We start from the raw sequence: 17374 nt of genomic DNA, 5'->3' as shown, positions 1-17374 counted from the left end.
GCTGTGTGCTGGGCTTATGGAGCGATTGTGGAGATTGTGTGGAGACTGCCATCGTCGTGCTGGGCGCGAACGCCGGCCTCCGCCACATCCACGACCTGGAAAGCTTCGCGCAGGGAATCCTCCATCAGTTGCCAGGCCTCCTCGGCCGACTCGTCCGGCCCCAGGTGGGTGAACATGTGGTCGCAGCCTTCAAACATTCGCAACCGCACTGGCACGCCGGCCTGACGCAACTTTTCGGCGTAGGCCTCGCCCTCGCCACGCAAGATATCGTACTGCGCGGTGATCACCGTGGCCGCCGGCATCCCCACCAGCGAATCGACCGGCGACAGCAAGGGCGACGCCAACGGATCGAGCGCCTGCGCCGGATCGCTCAGGTAACAGCGCATGAAGAAGCGCATCAGGCCGACACCGAGCAAGGGACGGGCAACGGTGGAGGTCTTCAGCGCTGGGTCTTGGGCCAGGTCCAGCGCCGCATAATCGATCAATTGATGCACCACCTTCAGTCTTCGATGCCCCCGCGCCAGGCCCGCCACCACCGCGGCCAGATTACCGCCGGCGCTATGACCACCGACGGCGATCCGCTGGGGATCGATACCCAACGCTTCGGCCTGGCCCGCCAACCACTCCAGTACCGCAAAGCATTGCCGCGGCGCTGCGGGAAAGACCTGCTCTGGCGCCAGCGCATAGTCCAGGTTGACCACCAGGCAATTCAGGTTGTGGGCCAGTCGACGGCAATAGCTATCGTCATGTTCGGGCGTTCCGGCGACAAAACCACCCCCGTGGAAATTCAGATACACCGGCAGCGTCGTCGATACCTGGGAATGGGGCCAGTAGAACAACGCCCGCGCGGGTCCCCATGGGGTTGCAATGGTTTGTTCGGCCACGGCGCGCAACGGAAACCGCGCGGGGTCATAGGTGAACTTCGCCTTCATTCGCTTGGCGAAGGCGCGCAGCAACTTGGCCTGCAATTTTTGCCAGAGGCTTACCATGCTCATGCTCCCGGTTGTGTAGCCACGAATAGGACCAACGAACCGAAAGCCATCTCGCCGTAAGGCAGGGCGTGCTGACAGGTCTAGTTATTGTTCGTCAGTGCTAAGCGAAAACTAAACCTAAAAAATGATTATGTAAATTAACCAATAACAAAATTAACCAAATTTTTCTCAAGGCAAGCGCAGCACCACCTCCACCCCACCCTCGACGTTGCCAATCCTGAATTCACCGCCATGCAACTGCACCACTTCCTCCACGAAGTTGAGCCCCAGGCCAGTGCTCTTGCGACCGCTGTCCGGGCGCGGCAAGGAGTAGAAACGCTCGCTCAGGCGTGGCAGGGCGTAGTCGGGAATCGGTTCGGCCTGATTGAACAAGCGGATCTCGACGTGGTTGTCGATTCGTTCGGCGCTGATGCGCAGCAATCCATGGGCGGGAGTAAAGTCCAGGGCGTTTTCCAGCAGATTACCCAGGGCCTGGCGCAACAGAAATGTCTCACCCGTTAGGGTCAGGTCGGCGGCAATACGTTGCTCGACCTTTAGCTGACGACTTTCGATCCAACCACCGCGCGCTTCCAGCAACTCATCCAGCAAAGCCACCAGCGGCACAGCGACCACGTCCTCCAACCCCTGTCGTTGCTCGATCTGGGCCAGGTTGAGCAAGCGTTCGATCAACTGCTGCATGCGCACGCTTTCACTCTCGATGTTGCTGACGAAACGCTGGTGCTGGGCCGCCGGCATATCACTTTGCAGCAGTTCGGCAGCGCCGCGGATCGCCGCCAGCGGGCTCTTGAGCTCGTGGGTCAGGGTGTGCACGTAACGCTCGACGTAGGCCTTGCCTTCGAGTTGGGTGCGCATGTGCTCCACCGCCCCCGCCAGTTGCTCGAACTCGCCGCCGCGATAATGCGGCACTTCCACCCGGCGTCCCTGGCTGACCGCCTGGGCGTAGCTCGTCAAACGCCGCAATGCTGCGCTGAGCCACCATGACAACAAAGCCCCCAGCAGCAGACCGAGCACGATCAGCCCGGCGCCGTAGGCCAGCAGGCGCCGCTCCGTGCGGTCGACATAGGGCTGCAGCGAACTGTTGGGCTTGGCCACGGTGACGACACCGATGATCCGGCCGCTGTCGCGGATCGGCGCACCGACGTGCATCACCGAAGACGTTGGATCATCGGCAACGCTGCGGGTCGAACGGGCGCCGTAGTGGCCGCGCAGGGTCAGGTAAACGTCGTTCCAGCGCGAATAATCCTGGCCCACCGCCACGCCACTGGAATCGAGCACCACGATACCCTTGGCATCCGTGACGTAGATGCGATGGCTGACCTGGTTTTTCGGCAAGCCCCAGATCGTCGCCGCCGGCTGGCGCTCGCCGTAGGCCTTGAGCAACTGCGGCCAGCGATTCTGGTTGAGGGTGCCGGCCTTGAAATCGTCCCGCAGGATCTCGGCCATCAGGTTGGCCGTGTCCACCAAGGTTTCTTCGGTGGACTGGCGCACGCCGGGGCGGATTTCTTCCATGACCGTATTGAGCACGAAATACCCGGTCAAACCGATAAACAGCACATAGACCAGGAAAATCCGGATCCCCAGCGACATCAGCTGTGCCCCGGACTGTAGCTGTAGCCCAGGCCTCGGTGGGTCTGGATCGGTTCGGCTTCGGCCCTCACCAGGCGCAACTTGGCGCGCACGCTCTTGATATGGCTGTCGATGCTGCGCTCATAGCCGGCATCACTGGCCACGCCCAGGGCGTCGAGCAATTGTTCGCGGCTGAAGACCCGTTCGGGCTGTTCCAACAGACAGTTCAGCAGGCGAAATTCGTGACGCGTGAGGTTCAGCGGTTTGCCGCGATAGTTGATCTGCACCCGGTCGCTGTCCACCTGGAACAACGCTGTGCTTGAGTCCGCCGCCGGTCGCGGCGCCACGCGCTTGAGAATCGCCCGAACCCGGGCCGCCACTTCGCGGGGGCTGAAGGGCTTGACCACATAATCGTCGGCACCGATCTCCAGGCCCACGACCCGGTCGATCTCGCCATCCCGGGCTGTCAGAAAGATGACCGGAACGTCGCTGAAACGTCTGAGATTTTTACACGTCTCGAATCCGCTGATATCCGGCAGGCCCACATCGAGGATGATCAGGTCGGCCGGGGTGTTCTTCTGGTGATCGAGGGCGGCGGCGCCAAGGCTCAGCCACGTGGTGTCGAACCCCTCCCCTTGCAGGGCAAACACCAGCGTATCGGCGATGGCGGCTTCGTCTTCGACAATCAGGATATGAGGCATGGCTTGCGAGCCCGGCAATAAAGTTGCCGGAACGGTGCCCCAAGGCTTGGGGCACGTCAATCAGGGAAATCAGCAGTCCGGCTTATCCGCCGTAAACCGCCGCGCCGGATTCACCGCCGCGCCAAACTCGCGCAATGCCTTGGCACCAATCAACAACGGGTAGTTGAAACTGCTGCGGTCGGTCAGGTTGACCTCCACGGTGCGCTTGACGTTACCCAGGCACAGCTCCAGATCCACCACCGGGCGCTTGGTCGGCGCAATTTTTTCGTCGTCGTCCTCGTCTTCTTCAGAGCGGGTCTTGATCTTGCTGATGCGCGCGATCTTGTGCTCGTAGAGTTTATTGCTCGCACCTTTGGTCGCCAGGCGGAAGCGCACCCAGTCATCACCGTCGCGGGTGAACGTTTCGATGTCCTTGGCCGACAGCGAGGCGGTCAACGCGCCAGTGTCCATCTTGGCCTTGAGCACTTCACCACCGATTTCCGGCAGCGCGATGTATTCGTAGCGCCCGTACAGGGTCGGCTCGGCGGCCAGCACTGGAAGGGCCACCAGGGTAAGCAGGGCTAGAACTGATTTCATGTAGTCAGGGCTTCCATTGTGGGAGTGGGGTTTTAGACCGTTGCTGATGAATTCGTTCGGTTAAACATCCCTGTGGCGAGGGAGCTTGCTCCCGCTCGGCTGCGCAGCAGTCGCAAATCGGTCTGGCCATCGCCGCCAATTGGGGGCCGCTTCGCAGCCCAGCGAGAGCAAGCTCCCTCGCCACAAAAGCCCATCCAGTTTAGCCAAGCCCAAGTGAAACATTTGTCCACGCCGATTTGGCCTGCCGCCGGAAGCTGCTTATCATGGCCCGCCCACCCGCTTGCAAGAGTCATGTATGCGCCGCCTGCTCACCGGCTGTTTCGTCACGCTGCTGTTATTGCTCAACACCCTGGTGCTGTTCGGGCCGCTGATGGTGTTCGCCCTGCTCAAACTGATCCTGCCCGGGCGCTTTCGCGACTACGCCTCGTGGGCGGTGATGTGGATCGCCGAGACCTGGGCCGAAATCGACAAACTGATCTTCGCCCTGTGCATCCCCACCCGCTGGGACATCCGCGGCGGCGGTAACTTGCGTCGCGACACCTCTTACCTGGTGATCAGCAATCACCAATCCTGGGTCGACATCCCCGCCCTGGTCCAGACCCTCAACCGGCGCACGCCATTCTTCAAGTTCTTCCTCAAGAAGGAACTGATCTGGGTGCCGTTCCTGGGGCTGGCCTGGTGGGCGTTGGACTACCCCTTCATGAAACGCTACACCAAGGCCTTCCTGGCCAAGAACCCGGAACTGGCCGGCAAGGACCTGGAAATCACCAAGGCCGCCTGCGAGCTGTTCAAGCGCCAGCCGGTCACCGTGGTCAACTACCTCGAAGGCACGCGCTTCACCGCCGCCAAAAGCCAACAGCAACAGTCACCCTTCACCCACCTGCTCAAACCCAAGGCCGGGGGCGTGGCATTCGTGTTGGCGGCCATGGGTGAACAACTCGATGCCGTACTGGACGTGACAGTGGTGTACCCGCAGGAACGGATTCCCGGGTTCTGGGATTTGATCAGCGGCGCGGTGCCCCGGGTCATCATCGACATCCAGACCCGCGAGCTGGACCCAGCGCTGTGGCAGGGGGATTACGAGAACGACCCGGTGTTTCGCCAGCATGTGCAGGATTGGGTTAACCAGCTGTGGACTGAAAAGGATCGGCGGATTGCGGCGTTGCGTAGCGAAACAATGGATTCCTAACAGTTCTGATAGTAGGCAGCGGCGGGAAAACCTTCGATGCTGGAGGTCCGGATTTTTGGACCCTTGCATGGAGCCCGGTGCATGCCTACTGCCCCTCGCGAAATCGTATTGTGCCGGTACCACTACGACCCGCTCGATCGCCTGACCGATTGTGCGCCCTCCGCCGAGGCCCGCACCCAGCGTTTTTATTGCAAGAGCCGATTGGCGACCGAAATACAGGGAGCGGTGCAACACAGCGTCTTTCAACACGACGACCAACTGTTGGCGCAACTACGGCGCGAGGATGCAAGGGGCGACACCACGCTGCTGGCGACCGATCAACAGCGTTCGGTATTGAACGCCCTCGATGCGACCCGACCGCATCCTCTCGCCTATACGCCTTACGGCCACCGCCCGGCGGAAAACGGCTTGCTCAGTTTGCTTGGGTTTAACGGCGAACGGCCGGATCCGGTGACGGGGCATTATTTGTTGGGGCATGGGTATCGGGCGTTCAATCCGGTGTTGATGCGGTTTAATAGCCCGGACAGTTTGAGTCCGTTTGGGGAGGGTGGGGTGAATGCGTATGCGTATTGCGCAGGGGATCCGGTAAACAAAAGCGACCCTAATGGGCATTTAGCGCAATCGATCATTAATAAAACGCTGATTTGGATGCGCAACGCCCGAGCACGTGTAGCACTTCGAGCCACAAAGAGCCCAGGGAACCCTACGTTCGGTTGGAACACCGAAGAAAGATATGTAACGGACTCCATATCACGGCATAGTTCATCATCCTCAATAAGTTCAATAGATACGAGAGAGGCCATATCACCAACTTCTTCACCTATCTCTCCACGCCGCGCCTCCGCAATCTCGTCCACGCGCGAGAATAGTGGCAGTGGGCGTCGACGCCGTTTCGGCGTTATCTATGACCCAAATGACACTGCAGTAGTTGAGCTGCGAAATAGACCGGAAGCGGTGGCGCATGGGAACCAAATGGATGCTGCATCTTCGACCTCCAGCCACAACCCTGACGCAGGCCTCCAACGCGATCCTCCTTCTTTCGGGTTAGCAACTACTGGTTTACCAAACTATGAGGAAGCACTGGATGCCGCACAGCAGGCAAGAGCTCCAAGAACAAGAGAGAGAACTGAAGAGCTGCGGATGCGAGGACAAGTATTAAGGCGATCATAAGCCAAGCTATGTCACGAAATAATATACAAGGCTTGAAGACTGCATCCCGCAAGCATGGCACTTGACTTTCCGGGACCAAACAATCTGGTTTCACTGGCTTGTGCCATGCGGTGTTTGACATTACCTTTCGTACATCTAATTCCAAATCAACATAAAAACTGTCATCCCTGACAGATTCTGGTACCCCCTGTGGCGGGTTTTCGAAGTCGCTACCCTCATCACCCCCCCGCACCGCTCCCGCAAATACCCCCAAGTTCTGCAACAGCGAACCGGCAACACCCTGCTGACCAAGGTACTGCAGAATAATCGGAGCAAACTGCCCGATCATGTCGCTGTCCATGCCCAGCGCGCTGAAGGCGTTGTTCAAATCATTGGTGTCCTTGACGTTACCAGCAACCCGTCGAGTAACGCGTTTTTGTCCGACCCGCCACCGAGCAAACCGCCCAGGCCATTGAGCCCGCCGATGGCACTGTTACCAGCAATCTGATCAAGACCCGGCACGCTTTTGCCCAACTCGGAAAACTGCGGCGCGCTGAGCTGGTTTTTCGCCAGACCGAGCATCGCACCGGCCCCGCCCACGGCCTGTTCCGGCGTGATCTTGAGTTCCGAGCCCAGGGTGTTGAGCAGCCCGGCGGCTTTCGGCGCGGCGGCAATGGCGCCTTCGCCCTGCCCGCCTTGATTGCCCTGCATCGCCGACACACATTGGCCACATCACTGAGACTGAACAGCGCGAAGGCCGGGCTGACGGCCAGCGTCAGCAGGCAAGACAGAGCAAAACCGCGTGAAACCTTCATCCCGAACGTCATCGGAACCCTGAAAAAACCGCCCCATCTGTTAATCCTTCAGACGTTTCCGCTTTTCATGAAGTTTGAGTTAATTATCGCCAAAGGTTAACAGTCAAGAACCAACTAATTCCAAATCAACATAAACAACTGTCAGCATTGACAGTAGCCCTCACCAAGCACAGCCGCAAACATGTCGCCGGGACACATTGTGGAGGCAAGCCCATGAGAAACTTAATGACTGATGGCGGCGCAGGAATTTGCTTACTGATAATCGGCCATGTTCATGCCGCAGAAGTCACCTGTCCGGCTACAACACTCATCCATGGCACCACTGAAACAGTAGAAATTCAGGATGATCGCGAATGGCAGAGCCAAGACCTTGGACAGGAGGCCAATCCGGCGGTGCAGCAATTCAACGGTGCTGAGTTCGCGGTCCATGAACCCGACGAAGATGAACAGGTGCCGAGGAGAGTGATCATTAGCTGCAATTACGGCGAGAACAACCTCACGCTGGATTATCTTGACGTCCAGGAGCCGGCGTCCTTGCCCTGGTCGGCCAACCATTGCGCCAGTCGGGACACCTACTCCTGCAAGCCGGTGAACGCCGACTATTTCAGCTTGAGGTTTTGATGGTTCCGTGGCGGATTTTCGATGTCGCCACCTTCATCAAACACCCGCCCCCGTACCCCAGATCCCCCCCAGATTCTGCAGCAACGAACCTGCCACGCCCTGTTGGCCGAGGTACTGCAAGATAATCGGGGCAAACTGGCCGATCATGCCGCTGTCCATGCCCAGCGCACTGAAGGCATTGTTCAGGTCGCCGGTGTCCTTGACGTTGCCCAGCAAGCCGTCGAGCAGTGCATGCTTCTCCGATCCGCCCCCGAGCAAACCGCCCAGGCCATTGAGCCCGCCGATGGCGCTGTTCCCAGCGATCTGATCCAGGCCCGGAACACTTTTGCTCAACTCGGAAAACTGCGGCTCGCTGAGTTGGTTCTTCGCCAGCCCCAGCATCGCACCGGCACCGCCGATGGCCTGTTCCGGCGTGATCTTGAGTTCCGATCCCAAGGTGTTGAGCAACCCGGCGGCTTTCGGCGCGGCGGCCACGGCGCCCTCGCCCTGTTCGCCTTGGTTGCCCTGCATCGCCGACACCACATTGGCTGCATCACTGAGACTGAACTGCGCGAAGGCTGGGCTGGCAGCCAGCGTCAACAGGCAAGACAGAGCAAAACCACGTGAAACCTTCATCCGGGACATCCTCTAGACCATGAAAAAGCCGCTCATCAAGAGCGGCGTAAAGCGAGCGTTGGACTGGAGCGGATGCAGATTGTTCCTAAACGTATTACAGGAGTGGCCGATAGCCACTACAGAAAAATCTTCCAAGCCCGTCAGAAGTGTCTGATTCAATGAAAACTGCGCTTTTTCTTATAGCTATAAGTTACCAAACATCCATATACAGTTCTGAATTGACATAAATAACTGACAACATTGACAGTAGCCCGCCCGACCAAAGCCGTGAATCGTTGATCTGAGCCCTGGAGCCTGGCACATGAGAAAAATACTGGCTGGAGGCGCGGCGTTGCTTTTGCTGATCATCGGCCACGCCCATGCCGGTGAAATAACCTGCCCTGCCGTCACTGACATCCATAAAAACATTGAATCGGTGGAAGATGTTTTTTTCGTCGAGGCACAAGACAACCACGAATGGGAGAGCGAAAGCCTGGTGGACGTGGTCGACCCGGCAAGGCTGCAATTCGAAGGCGCCGAGTACGTTATCCATGAAGCCGACGAGGACAGACAGGCAGCCACAACGGCGACCGTCACGTGCCGGTACGGGGACATAAATCTGAATATGGAGTATCAGCAGATATTGGAACCGGCCTTTTCAGGGTGGGTGAATAATCGCTGCGAAAGCCCGGACACCAAAATGTGCAAGTTAATGGACGCAGACTACTTCAACCTGTTGCTTTGATCGGGAATGGCAAACGCGTCACTGTTCCTGCACAGCATTTCAAGGCGCCCTGCCATCGCCTGCACCGTTACCGTACAGTGCGGCTTTCTCCTGCAGAGTTTGCCTATGAACGTAAAAATCGGCGGCGCGGCCCTCGCCGTCATCCTGACGGGCATGCTCATTGTCCTGGGCGTCAACGAGTACCAGCGTGGCCCGCTGAATCCGGAACTGGCCGACGGCACCAGCGAAGAACAAAAGACCTGGCTGACCATCGAACACCGCATCAAGCGCTCCGCCCCGACGCTTACCGATGTGACCCGCGACCAGCAAACGCTGACGTTGCGCTACCGTCCAAACACCGCCGCGGATGACAGCAACGCCTGGGTTGCGGACCTGCTGCGGGTTGTCGGCCATGGCCTGGCGGCGCTCAACGGCGCACCGGGGGGTAAGCAGTACACGCAAGTGACGGTCAAGGCGCGCCTGCTGGCCGATGATGACGTGGAGCTGGTCTACGACATGCAAGGCTTCGACGCCATCAAGACGCAACAGGATGGCTACGTCACCTTCGCCAGCATGCCCCGTAGCCTGGACTTCAGCGCCGATGCCCTGACCCAGGCGCAAGACTATTGCCAAGGCCCCAGCGCCCGGGGTTTCTACCCTGAATTCTGCGACCGGGTCGAGGCCGCGACTGCACACCAATAACCGGGTGGCGAGGGAGCTTGCTCCCGCTCGAGTGCGAAGCGCTCGCCGCTGGTATCTGAAAAGCAGGGGACTGCTCTCCCTTTGTGGCGAGGGGATTTATCCCCGCTGGGCTGCGCAGCAGCCCTAAAGCCGCGAACTCGATCTTCCTGACGCACCGAGTTGTCTGGTTTGGGGGCCGCTTCGCAGCCCAGGGGGGATAAATCCCCTCACCACAATGGAAGCGGTGTTCCTGCCTGAATACTCACGACCAAAAATCCCACAAATACTTGGGAAATCCCCCGCAACAGCGAGCCTTGCCCAGCCCAATAGGCGATGCCTATAGTTCTTCCCGTCGTCCACATGGCGACTCGGGTTTGGCGACTCGATAAACTACGGTCAGAAGCCCTGCTTTTTGGCACGGGCTTTTGCACTCGAAAAACTACTTAATGGTAGTTGTGCGCGGGAGACCTGAGGTCTGCCGGAGTCCGTAGCTATCCGGTTCGCCAACCCGCGTACAGCTGCCACCCATTCGTTTGGCGACGAGTGAGTGGCGGCATCCACCAAGCTACGGGAGATCTACCCAATGAACCGATACATCCCCATCACCGGCGTCGACTGCACCCCCGCCACCCTGCTCATCGACACCCAAGCCCCCCTCGACGTCCTCTACGAAACCGCCGCCTACCGCATCCGTGCCGCCACCCAACTACTGGAAAACATCGCCTTCCGCGAGGAGATCAGTTCCGACGCCGTCGTCCTCCACGACTTCGCCCTGCTCCTGGCGATTCCGTTGCGCGATGGCTGCGACGTGCTGGACGTGATCGGCCGACGATTGCAGGCGCAAGCCCTGGCATGATCGCCTCATGACAGTCATCTGAATATCACTTGCAATCGGTTATTCCCTCTCGGTATTGCCTACTGTCAACTCTGACAGTAGGCAACGATTTGCCCCGATCCTAAGCTCCCGTCGTGTCAACGAAAACAAGGCCATGGGCAACCACGCCTTTATCCATTCGGGCAAGCAGGACAATAAAAATGAACGACCGAATCAAGGGAACCGTTAAATGGTTCAACGATGCAAAGGGCTATGGCTTCATTTCCTGTGGCAAAGGTGGCGAGGAATTGTTCGTTCACTACTCGGCGATATCCGGCGAAGGCTATAAAACCTTGAAGGAGAGGCAAACCGTCTCCTTTGAAATCGAGCAGGGAAGCAAGGGAATGCAGGCCACTAAAGTTACGCCGGAATAATCGGTCCATTCAGGGAGCCAACCCATGTCTGCTAACCGTGAAACACCGCTCTGTCGCTACCATTACGACCCATTGGATCGTCTGGCCGACTGTTCACCATCGACCCAGGCCAGTACCCAGTGCTTTTATCTGCAAAAGCGCCTGACCTGCGAGATACAAGGTTCTATAGGGCGCTCGATTTTCCAGCAGGCCGATCAACTCCTCGCGCAACAACAGCGCCAGAACGGCGCCGTCGAAACCACTTTGCTTACCACCGATCAACAACGCTCGGTATTACACGCGCTCAATGCAACGCAGCCTTATGCCCTTGCCTACACGCCTTACGGCCACCGCCCGCCGGAAAACGGTTTGCTTAACTTGCTCGGCTTCAATGGCGAACGGTCGGACCCGGTGACGGGTCATTATTTGCTGGGTAATGGTTACCGGGCATTCAACCCGGTGTTGATGCGGTTCAACAGCCCCGACACTTTGAGTCCTTTTGGAGAGGGAGGGTTGAATACGTATGTGTACTGCGCAGCAGATCCGGTGAATCGGAACGACCCGACGGGCCATGTTTGGCGCCCACTCATGAAGCAATACAGGTTCAGGACCCCATCGACTCGTCGCCCGGCAGATATAATAGGAGGCTCTGAAGAACCTGGCCAAAACATCCCAATAAAACAAAAAAACATGGATTTACCTGAGCGCATTTCTTATGTAAAAAATCCAAAGACTCAAAAAAAACACAGTGAAAGAAGCACTCAACACTGGATTGCCGAAAAATCCGAAACGCCACACAGAACAAATCCCGAAGACATCCCGAACTGGATTGAAAGCGGCGCCAACCTCCCAGACAAAGAGTTAGAAAACTCTGCTCCACTTAAATTCAGCGACGAAGTGCATCGACTAAAATACAGGGAGCGACGAGCAGTAACGCTCGCCGGTAGAAAGGTCAATTCAAATATAATAACCAACTTACCAATGTATGGCCTAGGACCAATTCCTTTTGATTTGGAGGCATTACGCACCTATTACATCAACAGATATACTTTAGAGCCTAAAAACATTCGTGGATAATTCAAGACACCTTATTCAAAAAAACATGGCCTCAAGCGAACTGCATTTTCACACGCGCTGTCAAGGTCGTCCTTTATCGTTGTCTGTTAGAAAATAGCGACATCACTGACGCCCGTTTTTCCGTCTTGTTTCCAACCTTACAAGAAAAGGAATGCAGGCCACAAGAGTTACGCCGGTATAGAGACCGGTCCATTTAGGGATCTAGCCCATGTCAGCGAACCGTGAAACGCTGCTCTGCCGCTATCATTACGATCCATTGGATCGCTTGGCCGATTGCACGCCAACAGCCCAAGTCAGCTCCCAACGTTTCTACCTCAAGGATCGTCTAACCACAGAAGTTCGGGGGACGGCGCAGTGCTCCATTTTTCAACTGGAGGACCAGCTCATGGCGCAGCAACAACGCCAGGAAGACACTGTCCAAACCACTTTTCTCGCCACCGATCACCACCGCTCAGTATTACAAGCGCTCAATGCAACGCAGCCTTGGCCCCTCGTCTACACACCTTACGGCCATCAGCTCCCCGAAACTGGCTTACTCAGCTTGCTTGGTTTCAACGGCGAGCGGTCGGACCCAATGACCGGGCACTACTTATTGGGTAATGGTTATCGAGCGTTCAATCCGGTATTGATGCGGTTTAACAGCCCGGACTCGACGAGCCCATTCGGAAAAGGTGGTTTGAACGCTTATGCATATGGTCAAGGGGACCCTGTTAATACCGTAGATCCTACTGGTCATTACAACCCCTTTAAAAAACCTTTGATTATGCTAGGACTTAGAAAACCTAAGCCTAAATTTGAAACCGTTTTTCACGGCGTACCTTTGAAATTATCTTCTAGCAGGCCAGACATAGGTTTTTTTGAAAAACCCACAGAAGTATTTAAAAATACAAAAATTATCGGTCCGGAACATGAACTACCTGCCACCCCCCGCGTCGACTCTTTTCCCGTACGCGAAACAATACTCACACGAGAAAGCCACAGAGTAATCCAACTCGAAAAAGATTTAGCTTATGAATTAAAACGCAGCCCAAAACTTAATTCACGAAGCTTTCAGAAGAGAATGCGTAACGCCTGGACCGAGAAAACTACCCACGAAGCAAACGTCAAAGACTACAATAGAGACGCCGACTGGGTTACGAAAAATGCCTTTGAAGATACCTCAGTTCTTTTCCTAGCCCCGCCGTCTTATGATTGGGCTATCAATAACGAAAAAAAGGCATCGCGCATTCGACAACCACAATAAAAACAACCCCTTCGACCTGATCTTCACGACGCGAGGCGCAATAATCGTCGAACTTTGGAAAAGCAGTAATACAATTCACCGAAGCTTTTAGGAGGTTAGCTCATGTCGACAAGCCAGCGAAATTCCCTCTGCTACTATCGATATGATCCATTGGACCGCTTGGTTGAGTGTAGGCAAACGGCGCAAACCGACATCCAACGTTTCTACTTGAAAGATCGGTTGACCAGTGAAATTCAGGGCGCGAAACAGCGCTCGATTTTCCAGCTCGACGACCATCTGCTGGCGCTACAAAAAATACACAACGGCGTCTTAGACATAGCGCTATTAACCACCGATCTGCAACGCTCGGTATTACACGCGCTCGATGCAACGGGCCTTTCCCCCCTCGCCTACACACCTTACGGCCACCGCGTCCCAGAAAACGGTCTACTCAGCCTGCTCGGCTTCAACGGCGAACGGCCGGACCCGGTGACTGGGCATTATTTGTTGGGTAATGGCTACAGGGCGTTCAACCCAGTATTAATGCGCTTTAACAGTCCGGACAGTTTGAGTCCGTTTGGTAAGGGTGGGCTGAATGCATATACCTATTGCGACGGGGATCCGCTTAATAGGCGGGATCCAACAGGACACTTCTTTTTTCCTAAAGGGTTTAACCCTATCAAAGGGCTCAGAAACTTGTTGGGCCAAAAAAAATCCCCCCATAAAGCTGAAGCCCCCTCGCCGACCAAACAATATGCTGTGGGTTACCATGGCACTACGGATAGCAGCGCACAAAATTTGCTCAACCGCGGAGTTCTGGATGGATATGCAGGGGCCAACAGCAAACCGGAAGACTTGGTACTGGGTGAAGGATTCTACATAGCCACAGATCCCGGAGTTGCAGAGGAATACGCTCGTTCATTGCTCTCAAAAAGCGAACGAACAGTCGTACTAAAAGTATACGTAACCGATATGCCTTCAAAAGCACTCGACATTGACTATTACCGAGGCGAGGGGATGAGCGAGGGGATAAAGTCTTTGCGCCCTCATATCTATGAGGATATTTCATTTAAATACCATGGTTCTTTCAGGCGCAACCCTATGACTGTTCAAGTCAATCAGGTCCGCCAATGAATAGGCTTCGGACCTTGGTGCATGCATGCGGCGAGCAATGAAAATAACGACTAACAAAAAAGGGCGACATAACTGTCGCCCTTTTTTCCGTCTTGCTTCCAACCTTACGCCGCACTAAACAACTTATGCGGATCAATCACAAACTTCTTCGGCACACCCGCATCGAACTCGCCATAGCCCTTCGGCGCATCATCCAGGCTGATCACCTGCACACCGACGATTTCAGCAATGTTGATGCGGTCCCACATGATCGCCTGCATCAACTGGCGGTTGTACTTCATGACCGGGGTCTGGCCGGTGTGGAAGCTGTGGGATTTGGCCCAGCCGAGGCCAAAACGGATGCTCAGGGCACCGATCTTGGCGGCGGCATCGATCGCGCCTGGGTCTTCGGTGACGTAGAGGCCGGGAATACCGATCTTGCCGGCGACACGGGTCACCTGCATCAACGAGTTGAGCACGGTGGCCGGGGCTTCGTGCTTGACGCCGTCATGGCCGTGACCACGGGCTTCGAAACCAACGCAGTCGACGGCGCAATCCACTTCTGGCTCGCCCAGCAGTGCGGCGATTTGCTCGTGCAGCGGGGTGTCGGTGGACAGGTCGACGATTTCAAAGCCCTGGGCCTTGGCATGAGCCAGGCGGACTGAGTTGACGTCACCGATGATCACCACCGCAGCGCCCAGCAGGCGTGCGGAAGCGGCGGCCGCCAGGCCAACCGGGCCGGCACCGGCGATGTAGACGGTGCTGCCAGGGCCAACACCAGCAGTGACGGCGCCGTGGTAGCCGGTCGGCAGGATGTCGGACAGGCAGGTCAGGTCGCGGATTTTCTCCATGGCCTTGTCACGGTCCGGCAGCTTCAGCAGGTTGAAGTCGGCGTACGGCACCAGCACGTATTCGGCCTGGCCGCCGGTCCAATCGCCCATGTCCACGTAACCGTAGGCACCGCCGGCACGGGCCGGGTTGACGGTCAGGCAGACGCCCGTGTGTTGCTCTTTGCAGGAACGGCAGCGCCCGCAAGCCACGTTGAACGGCACCGACACCAGATCACCGATTTTCAGGTTCTCGACATCGCTGCCTTTTTCGATCACTTCACCAGTGATTTCGTGACCCAGGACCAGACCGGTCTGAGCCGTGGTACGGCCGCGCACCATGTGCTGGTCGGAGCCGCAGATGTTGGTGGAGACCACGCGCAGGATGACACCGTGCTCAATCTTCCTGCCGCGCGGGTCCTGCATTTTTGGATAGTCGATTTTCTGTACTTCAACCTTACCTTGGCCGAGATACACGACACCACGATTACCAGACATGCTTTCACCTCGCTGTTGTTTTTGTGGAACTGCGTTGCCCAGGCAGGCAGCGCGTTGATTGCTCGGGTTAGTGCTTGTGTCTTTGTTTCTTTGTTGTCTGTAAGGGCCTCATCGCGAGCAAGCTCGCGAATGGGCTGCGAAGCGGCCCCAAAAATCTAAAGAACGACAGTGCGATTGGCGTTCAAGAACACCCTTCTTTCGATGTGATACCCCACGGCCCGGGCCAGGGTCAGCCCTTCGATGTCCCGGCCCTTGGCGATCAAATCCTCGGGATAGTGGCTGTGGTCCACCACTTCCACGCCCTGGGCGATGATCGGGCCTTCGTCCAGGTCGTTGTTGATGTAGTGCGCCGTCGCGCCGACCAGTTTCACGCCCTTGTTGTAGGCCTGGTGATACGGCTTGGCGCCCTTGAAGCCCGGCAGCAGCGAGTGATGGATGTTGATCGCCTTGCCGTCGAGCTTGCGGCACAACTCCGGCGATAGCACTTGCATGTAGCGGGCAAGGATCACCAGCTCGGCACCGGTGTCTTCGATCACCTGCCACACCTGCCGCTCCTGGGAAGGCTTGTCGTTCGGGTCCAGGGGGAAATGGTAGTAGGGAATCTGGTGCCAGTCGGCCAACGGCTTGAGGTCGGGGTGGTTGGACACCACGGCCACCACGTCCATGGACAACTGGCCGATGCGCTGGCGGTAGAGCAAATCGTTGAGGCAGTGATCGGCCTTGGACACCATGATCACGACTTTGGGCCGGTAGTTGGGCGGCGTCAGTTCGAAGACCATGCCAAAGGCTTCGGCCCGCTCGGCCAGGCCGGCGCGGAAGTTTTGCTCATCAAAGCCATCGGGCTGGCGAAATTCCACGCGAATGAAAAAACGCCCCGAGAGCCGATCGTCGAAGGAGTGGTGCTCGGTGACGTAGCAGCCCTGCTCGAACAGAAAGCGGGTCACCGCGTCCACCGTACCGAGCACGCTGGGGCAGTCGGCGGTGAGAATCCATGTGTCTGGGGCGCGACTCATTGCGGTGACTCCTGTTCAAATTAACTGTGGCGAGGGAGCTTGCTCCCGCTCGGTTGCGTAGCAACCGCCAAAAGCGAGGGCCGCTTCGCAGCCCAGCGGGAGCAAGCTCCCTCGCCACAAAAGCAGTCCAGGGACTTAAATCAGGCCTGCACGCTCAACCCATACTCAGCCGCGGCATCCTGCAACCACAGCCACCAGTAATCGGAGAAGCTGCGGCGAATCACCAGTTCCCAGGTGTCTTCGGCGGTGTGGCGGATCACCAGTTGCGACTTGGCGAACACCGTGCCCACAGCCTTGCCCACCGGGAAGTTGCTTGGGTGAACATCGTAGCTGGTGGATTTCATCAGCACGTCGCGCACGTTCGGGCCGGACAGTTCAAGGATCTGCTGGCCGCCGCTGACGTTGACGATCTGGATGTGCAGGTCGCCCAAAGCTTCACGCAGTTTCTGCTCGGCGGCGAACTCTTCACCAGTGGGTACTACCAGCAGCCACTCGTCCGGGCCGAGCCATTGCAGGCTGGTTTCACCCTTGACGATAACGGTCAGGGCGCCTGGCAATTCCAGGCCCAGGGCCTTGTGCACGCCGGCGGCGAACGCCGGGTCGTGGCCGTCGCCACGAAGGGTCAGGTGGCCCAGGAGTTTTTTCTCGCGCACGGTCACACCGGCGTTCTTGCGGCCCTTGCCTACCAGGCTGGCGAGGTCGGCATGGTGCAGCGACGACTCGGCCTTGGCCCCGGTGGTTGGGCGTTGTTGGTACACGTTGACTGCGGTCATGTGGAGCACCTGTCTC

General features: G+C 57.3%; 18 protein-coding genes and 1 pseudogene. 10 read left to right on the top strand and 9 right to left on the bottom strand.

What is annotated here, in order from left to right; all coding sequences use genetic code 11:
* Positions 1-14 precede the first annotated feature (14 nt).
* The 4 genes from BLT00_RS08945 to BLT00_RS08930 all read right to left on the bottom strand — a co-directional run bounded on the left by BLT00_RS08945 (position 15) and on the right by BLT00_RS08930 (position 3835).
* Entirely contained in the window at positions 15-989 is a 975-nt protein-coding gene (locus BLT00_RS08945; protein WP_092146339.1) for an alpha/beta hydrolase, read from the bottom strand.
* A 171-nt stretch (positions 990-1160) separates the two neighbouring features.
* On the bottom strand, positions 1161-2579 hold the full coding sequence (gene creC, locus BLT00_RS08940; RefSeq protein ID WP_092146337.1) for a two-component system sensor histidine kinase CreC: 1419 nt from the start codon (positions 2577-2579) through the stop codon (positions 1161-1163).
* The gene (gene creB, locus BLT00_RS08935; RefSeq protein WP_063324059.1) at positions 2579-3259 is read right to left on the bottom strand and encodes a two-component system response regulator CreB; all 681 of its coding nucleotides are present in this window, start codon (positions 3257-3259) and stop codon (positions 2579-2581) included. The genes creC and creB overlap by 1 nt, the downstream gene beginning before the upstream one ends.
* 69 nt (positions 3260-3328) lie before the next feature.
* Positions 3329-3835: a retropepsin-like aspartic peptidase RloA2 gene (locus tag BLT00_RS08930; protein ID WP_092146335.1), complete on the bottom strand. Its 507-nt coding sequence runs from the start codon at positions 3833-3835 to the stop codon at positions 3329-3331.
* A gap of 295 nt (positions 3836-4130) precedes the next feature.
* Here BLT00_RS08930 and BLT00_RS08925 point away from each other — a divergent pair, with 295 nt between their 5' ends.
* Both BLT00_RS08925 and BLT00_RS32115 read left to right on the top strand, forming a co-directional pair.
* On the top strand, positions 4131-5024 hold the full coding sequence (locus BLT00_RS08925) for an acyltransferase (protein WP_092146333.1): 894 nt from the start codon (positions 4131-4133) through the stop codon (positions 5022-5024).
* A gap of 81 nt (positions 5025-5105) precedes the next feature.
* Entirely contained in the window at positions 5106-6194 is a 1089-nt protein-coding gene (locus BLT00_RS32115; protein ID WP_256572764.1) for an RHS repeat-associated core domain-containing protein, read from the top strand.
* A 223-nt stretch (positions 6195-6417) separates the two neighbouring features.
* Here BLT00_RS32115 and BLT00_RS08915 read toward each other — a convergent pair.
* Positions 6418-6988 (bottom strand): annotated as a pseudogene (locus BLT00_RS08915) (DUF2780 domain-containing protein); the annotation flags it as partial.
* Between the two features lie 225 nt (positions 6989-7213).
* Here BLT00_RS08915 and BLT00_RS08910 point away from each other — a divergent pair.
* On the top strand, positions 7214-7609 hold the full coding sequence (locus BLT00_RS08910) for a DUF3757 domain-containing protein (RefSeq protein WP_139197655.1): 396 nt from the start codon (positions 7214-7216) through the stop codon (positions 7607-7609).
* Positions 7610-7645: 36 nt separating this feature from the next.
* Here the strand turns inward: BLT00_RS08910 and BLT00_RS08905 are convergent, their stop codons facing one another.
* Positions 7646-8224 carry a DUF2780 domain-containing protein gene (locus BLT00_RS08905; protein ID WP_092146331.1) on the bottom strand — a complete coding sequence of 193 codons (579 nt, stop codon included), beginning with the start codon at positions 8222-8224 and terminating at the stop codon, positions 7646-7648.
* 301 nt (positions 8225-8525) lie between these two features.
* Between BLT00_RS08905 and BLT00_RS08900 the strand changes: the two genes are divergently transcribed.
* The 7 genes from BLT00_RS08900 (at position 8526) to BLT00_RS08870 (ending at position 14268) form a co-directional block, all read left to right on the top strand.
* Positions 8526-8948: a DUF3757 domain-containing protein gene (locus BLT00_RS08900; protein ID WP_092146328.1), complete on the top strand. Its 423-nt coding sequence runs from the start codon at positions 8526-8528 to the stop codon at positions 8946-8948.
* A gap of 105 nt (positions 8949-9053) precedes the next feature.
* A complete protein-coding gene (locus BLT00_RS08895) occupies positions 9054-9629 on the top strand; it encodes a hypothetical protein (protein WP_170867264.1) in 576 nt (191 codons plus the stop codon).
* Positions 9630-10191: 562 nt separating this feature from the next.
* A complete protein-coding gene (locus tag BLT00_RS08890; protein WP_092146325.1) occupies positions 10192-10464 on the top strand; it encodes a hypothetical protein in 273 nt (90 codons plus the stop codon).
* A 179-nt stretch (positions 10465-10643) separates the two neighbouring features.
* Positions 10644-10856, top strand: coding sequence for a cold-shock protein (locus BLT00_RS08885; RefSeq protein WP_063324053.1), 213 nt, complete (start codon positions 10644-10646; stop codon positions 10854-10856).
* 24 nt (positions 10857-10880) lie between these two features.
* The gene (locus BLT00_RS08880) at positions 10881-11912 is read left to right on the top strand and encodes an RHS repeat-associated core domain-containing protein (RefSeq protein WP_092146323.1); all 1032 of its coding nucleotides are present in this window, start codon (positions 10881-10883) and stop codon (positions 11910-11912) included.
* 208 nt (positions 11913-12120) lie between these two features.
* A complete protein-coding gene (locus BLT00_RS08875) occupies positions 12121-13155 on the top strand; it encodes an RHS repeat-associated core domain-containing protein (protein WP_092146321.1) in 1035 nt (344 codons plus the stop codon).
* A gap of 102 nt (positions 13156-13257) precedes the next feature.
* Positions 13258-14268, top strand: coding sequence for an RHS repeat-associated core domain-containing protein (locus tag BLT00_RS08870; protein WP_092146319.1), 1011 nt, complete (start codon positions 13258-13260; stop codon positions 14266-14268).
* 104 nt (positions 14269-14372) lie between these two features.
* Here the strand turns inward: BLT00_RS08870 and fdhA are convergent, their stop codons facing one another.
* The 3 genes from fdhA to BLT00_RS08855 form a co-directional block, all read right to left on the bottom strand.
* Positions 14373-15572 carry a formaldehyde dehydrogenase, glutathione-independent gene (gene fdhA / locus BLT00_RS08865; protein WP_063324052.1) on the bottom strand — a complete coding sequence of 400 codons (1200 nt, stop codon included), beginning with the start codon at positions 15570-15572 and terminating at the stop codon, positions 14373-14375.
* Between the two features lie 155 nt (positions 15573-15727).
* Positions 15728-16585, bottom strand: a complete 858-nt coding sequence (gene purU / locus BLT00_RS08860; RefSeq protein WP_092146317.1) for a formyltetrahydrofolate deformylase — start codon at positions 16583-16585, stop codon at positions 15728-15730.
* A 140-nt stretch (positions 16586-16725) separates the two neighbouring features.
* A complete protein-coding gene (locus BLT00_RS08855; protein WP_072342289.1) occupies positions 16726-17358 on the bottom strand; it encodes a sarcosine oxidase subunit gamma in 633 nt (210 codons plus the stop codon).
* Between the last annotated feature and the right edge of the window lie 16 nt (positions 17359-17374).

Origin of the sequence: Pseudomonas sp. NFACC51 (genome assembly GCF_900103575.1) — a bacterium.
Classification (GTDB): Bacteria; Pseudomonadota; Gammaproteobacteria; order Pseudomonadales; family Pseudomonadaceae; genus Aquipseudomonas; species Aquipseudomonas fluorescens_Q.
Note: the sequence above shows the minus strand (reverse complement) of the source record. Positions and strands in the feature narration are given on the sequence as shown.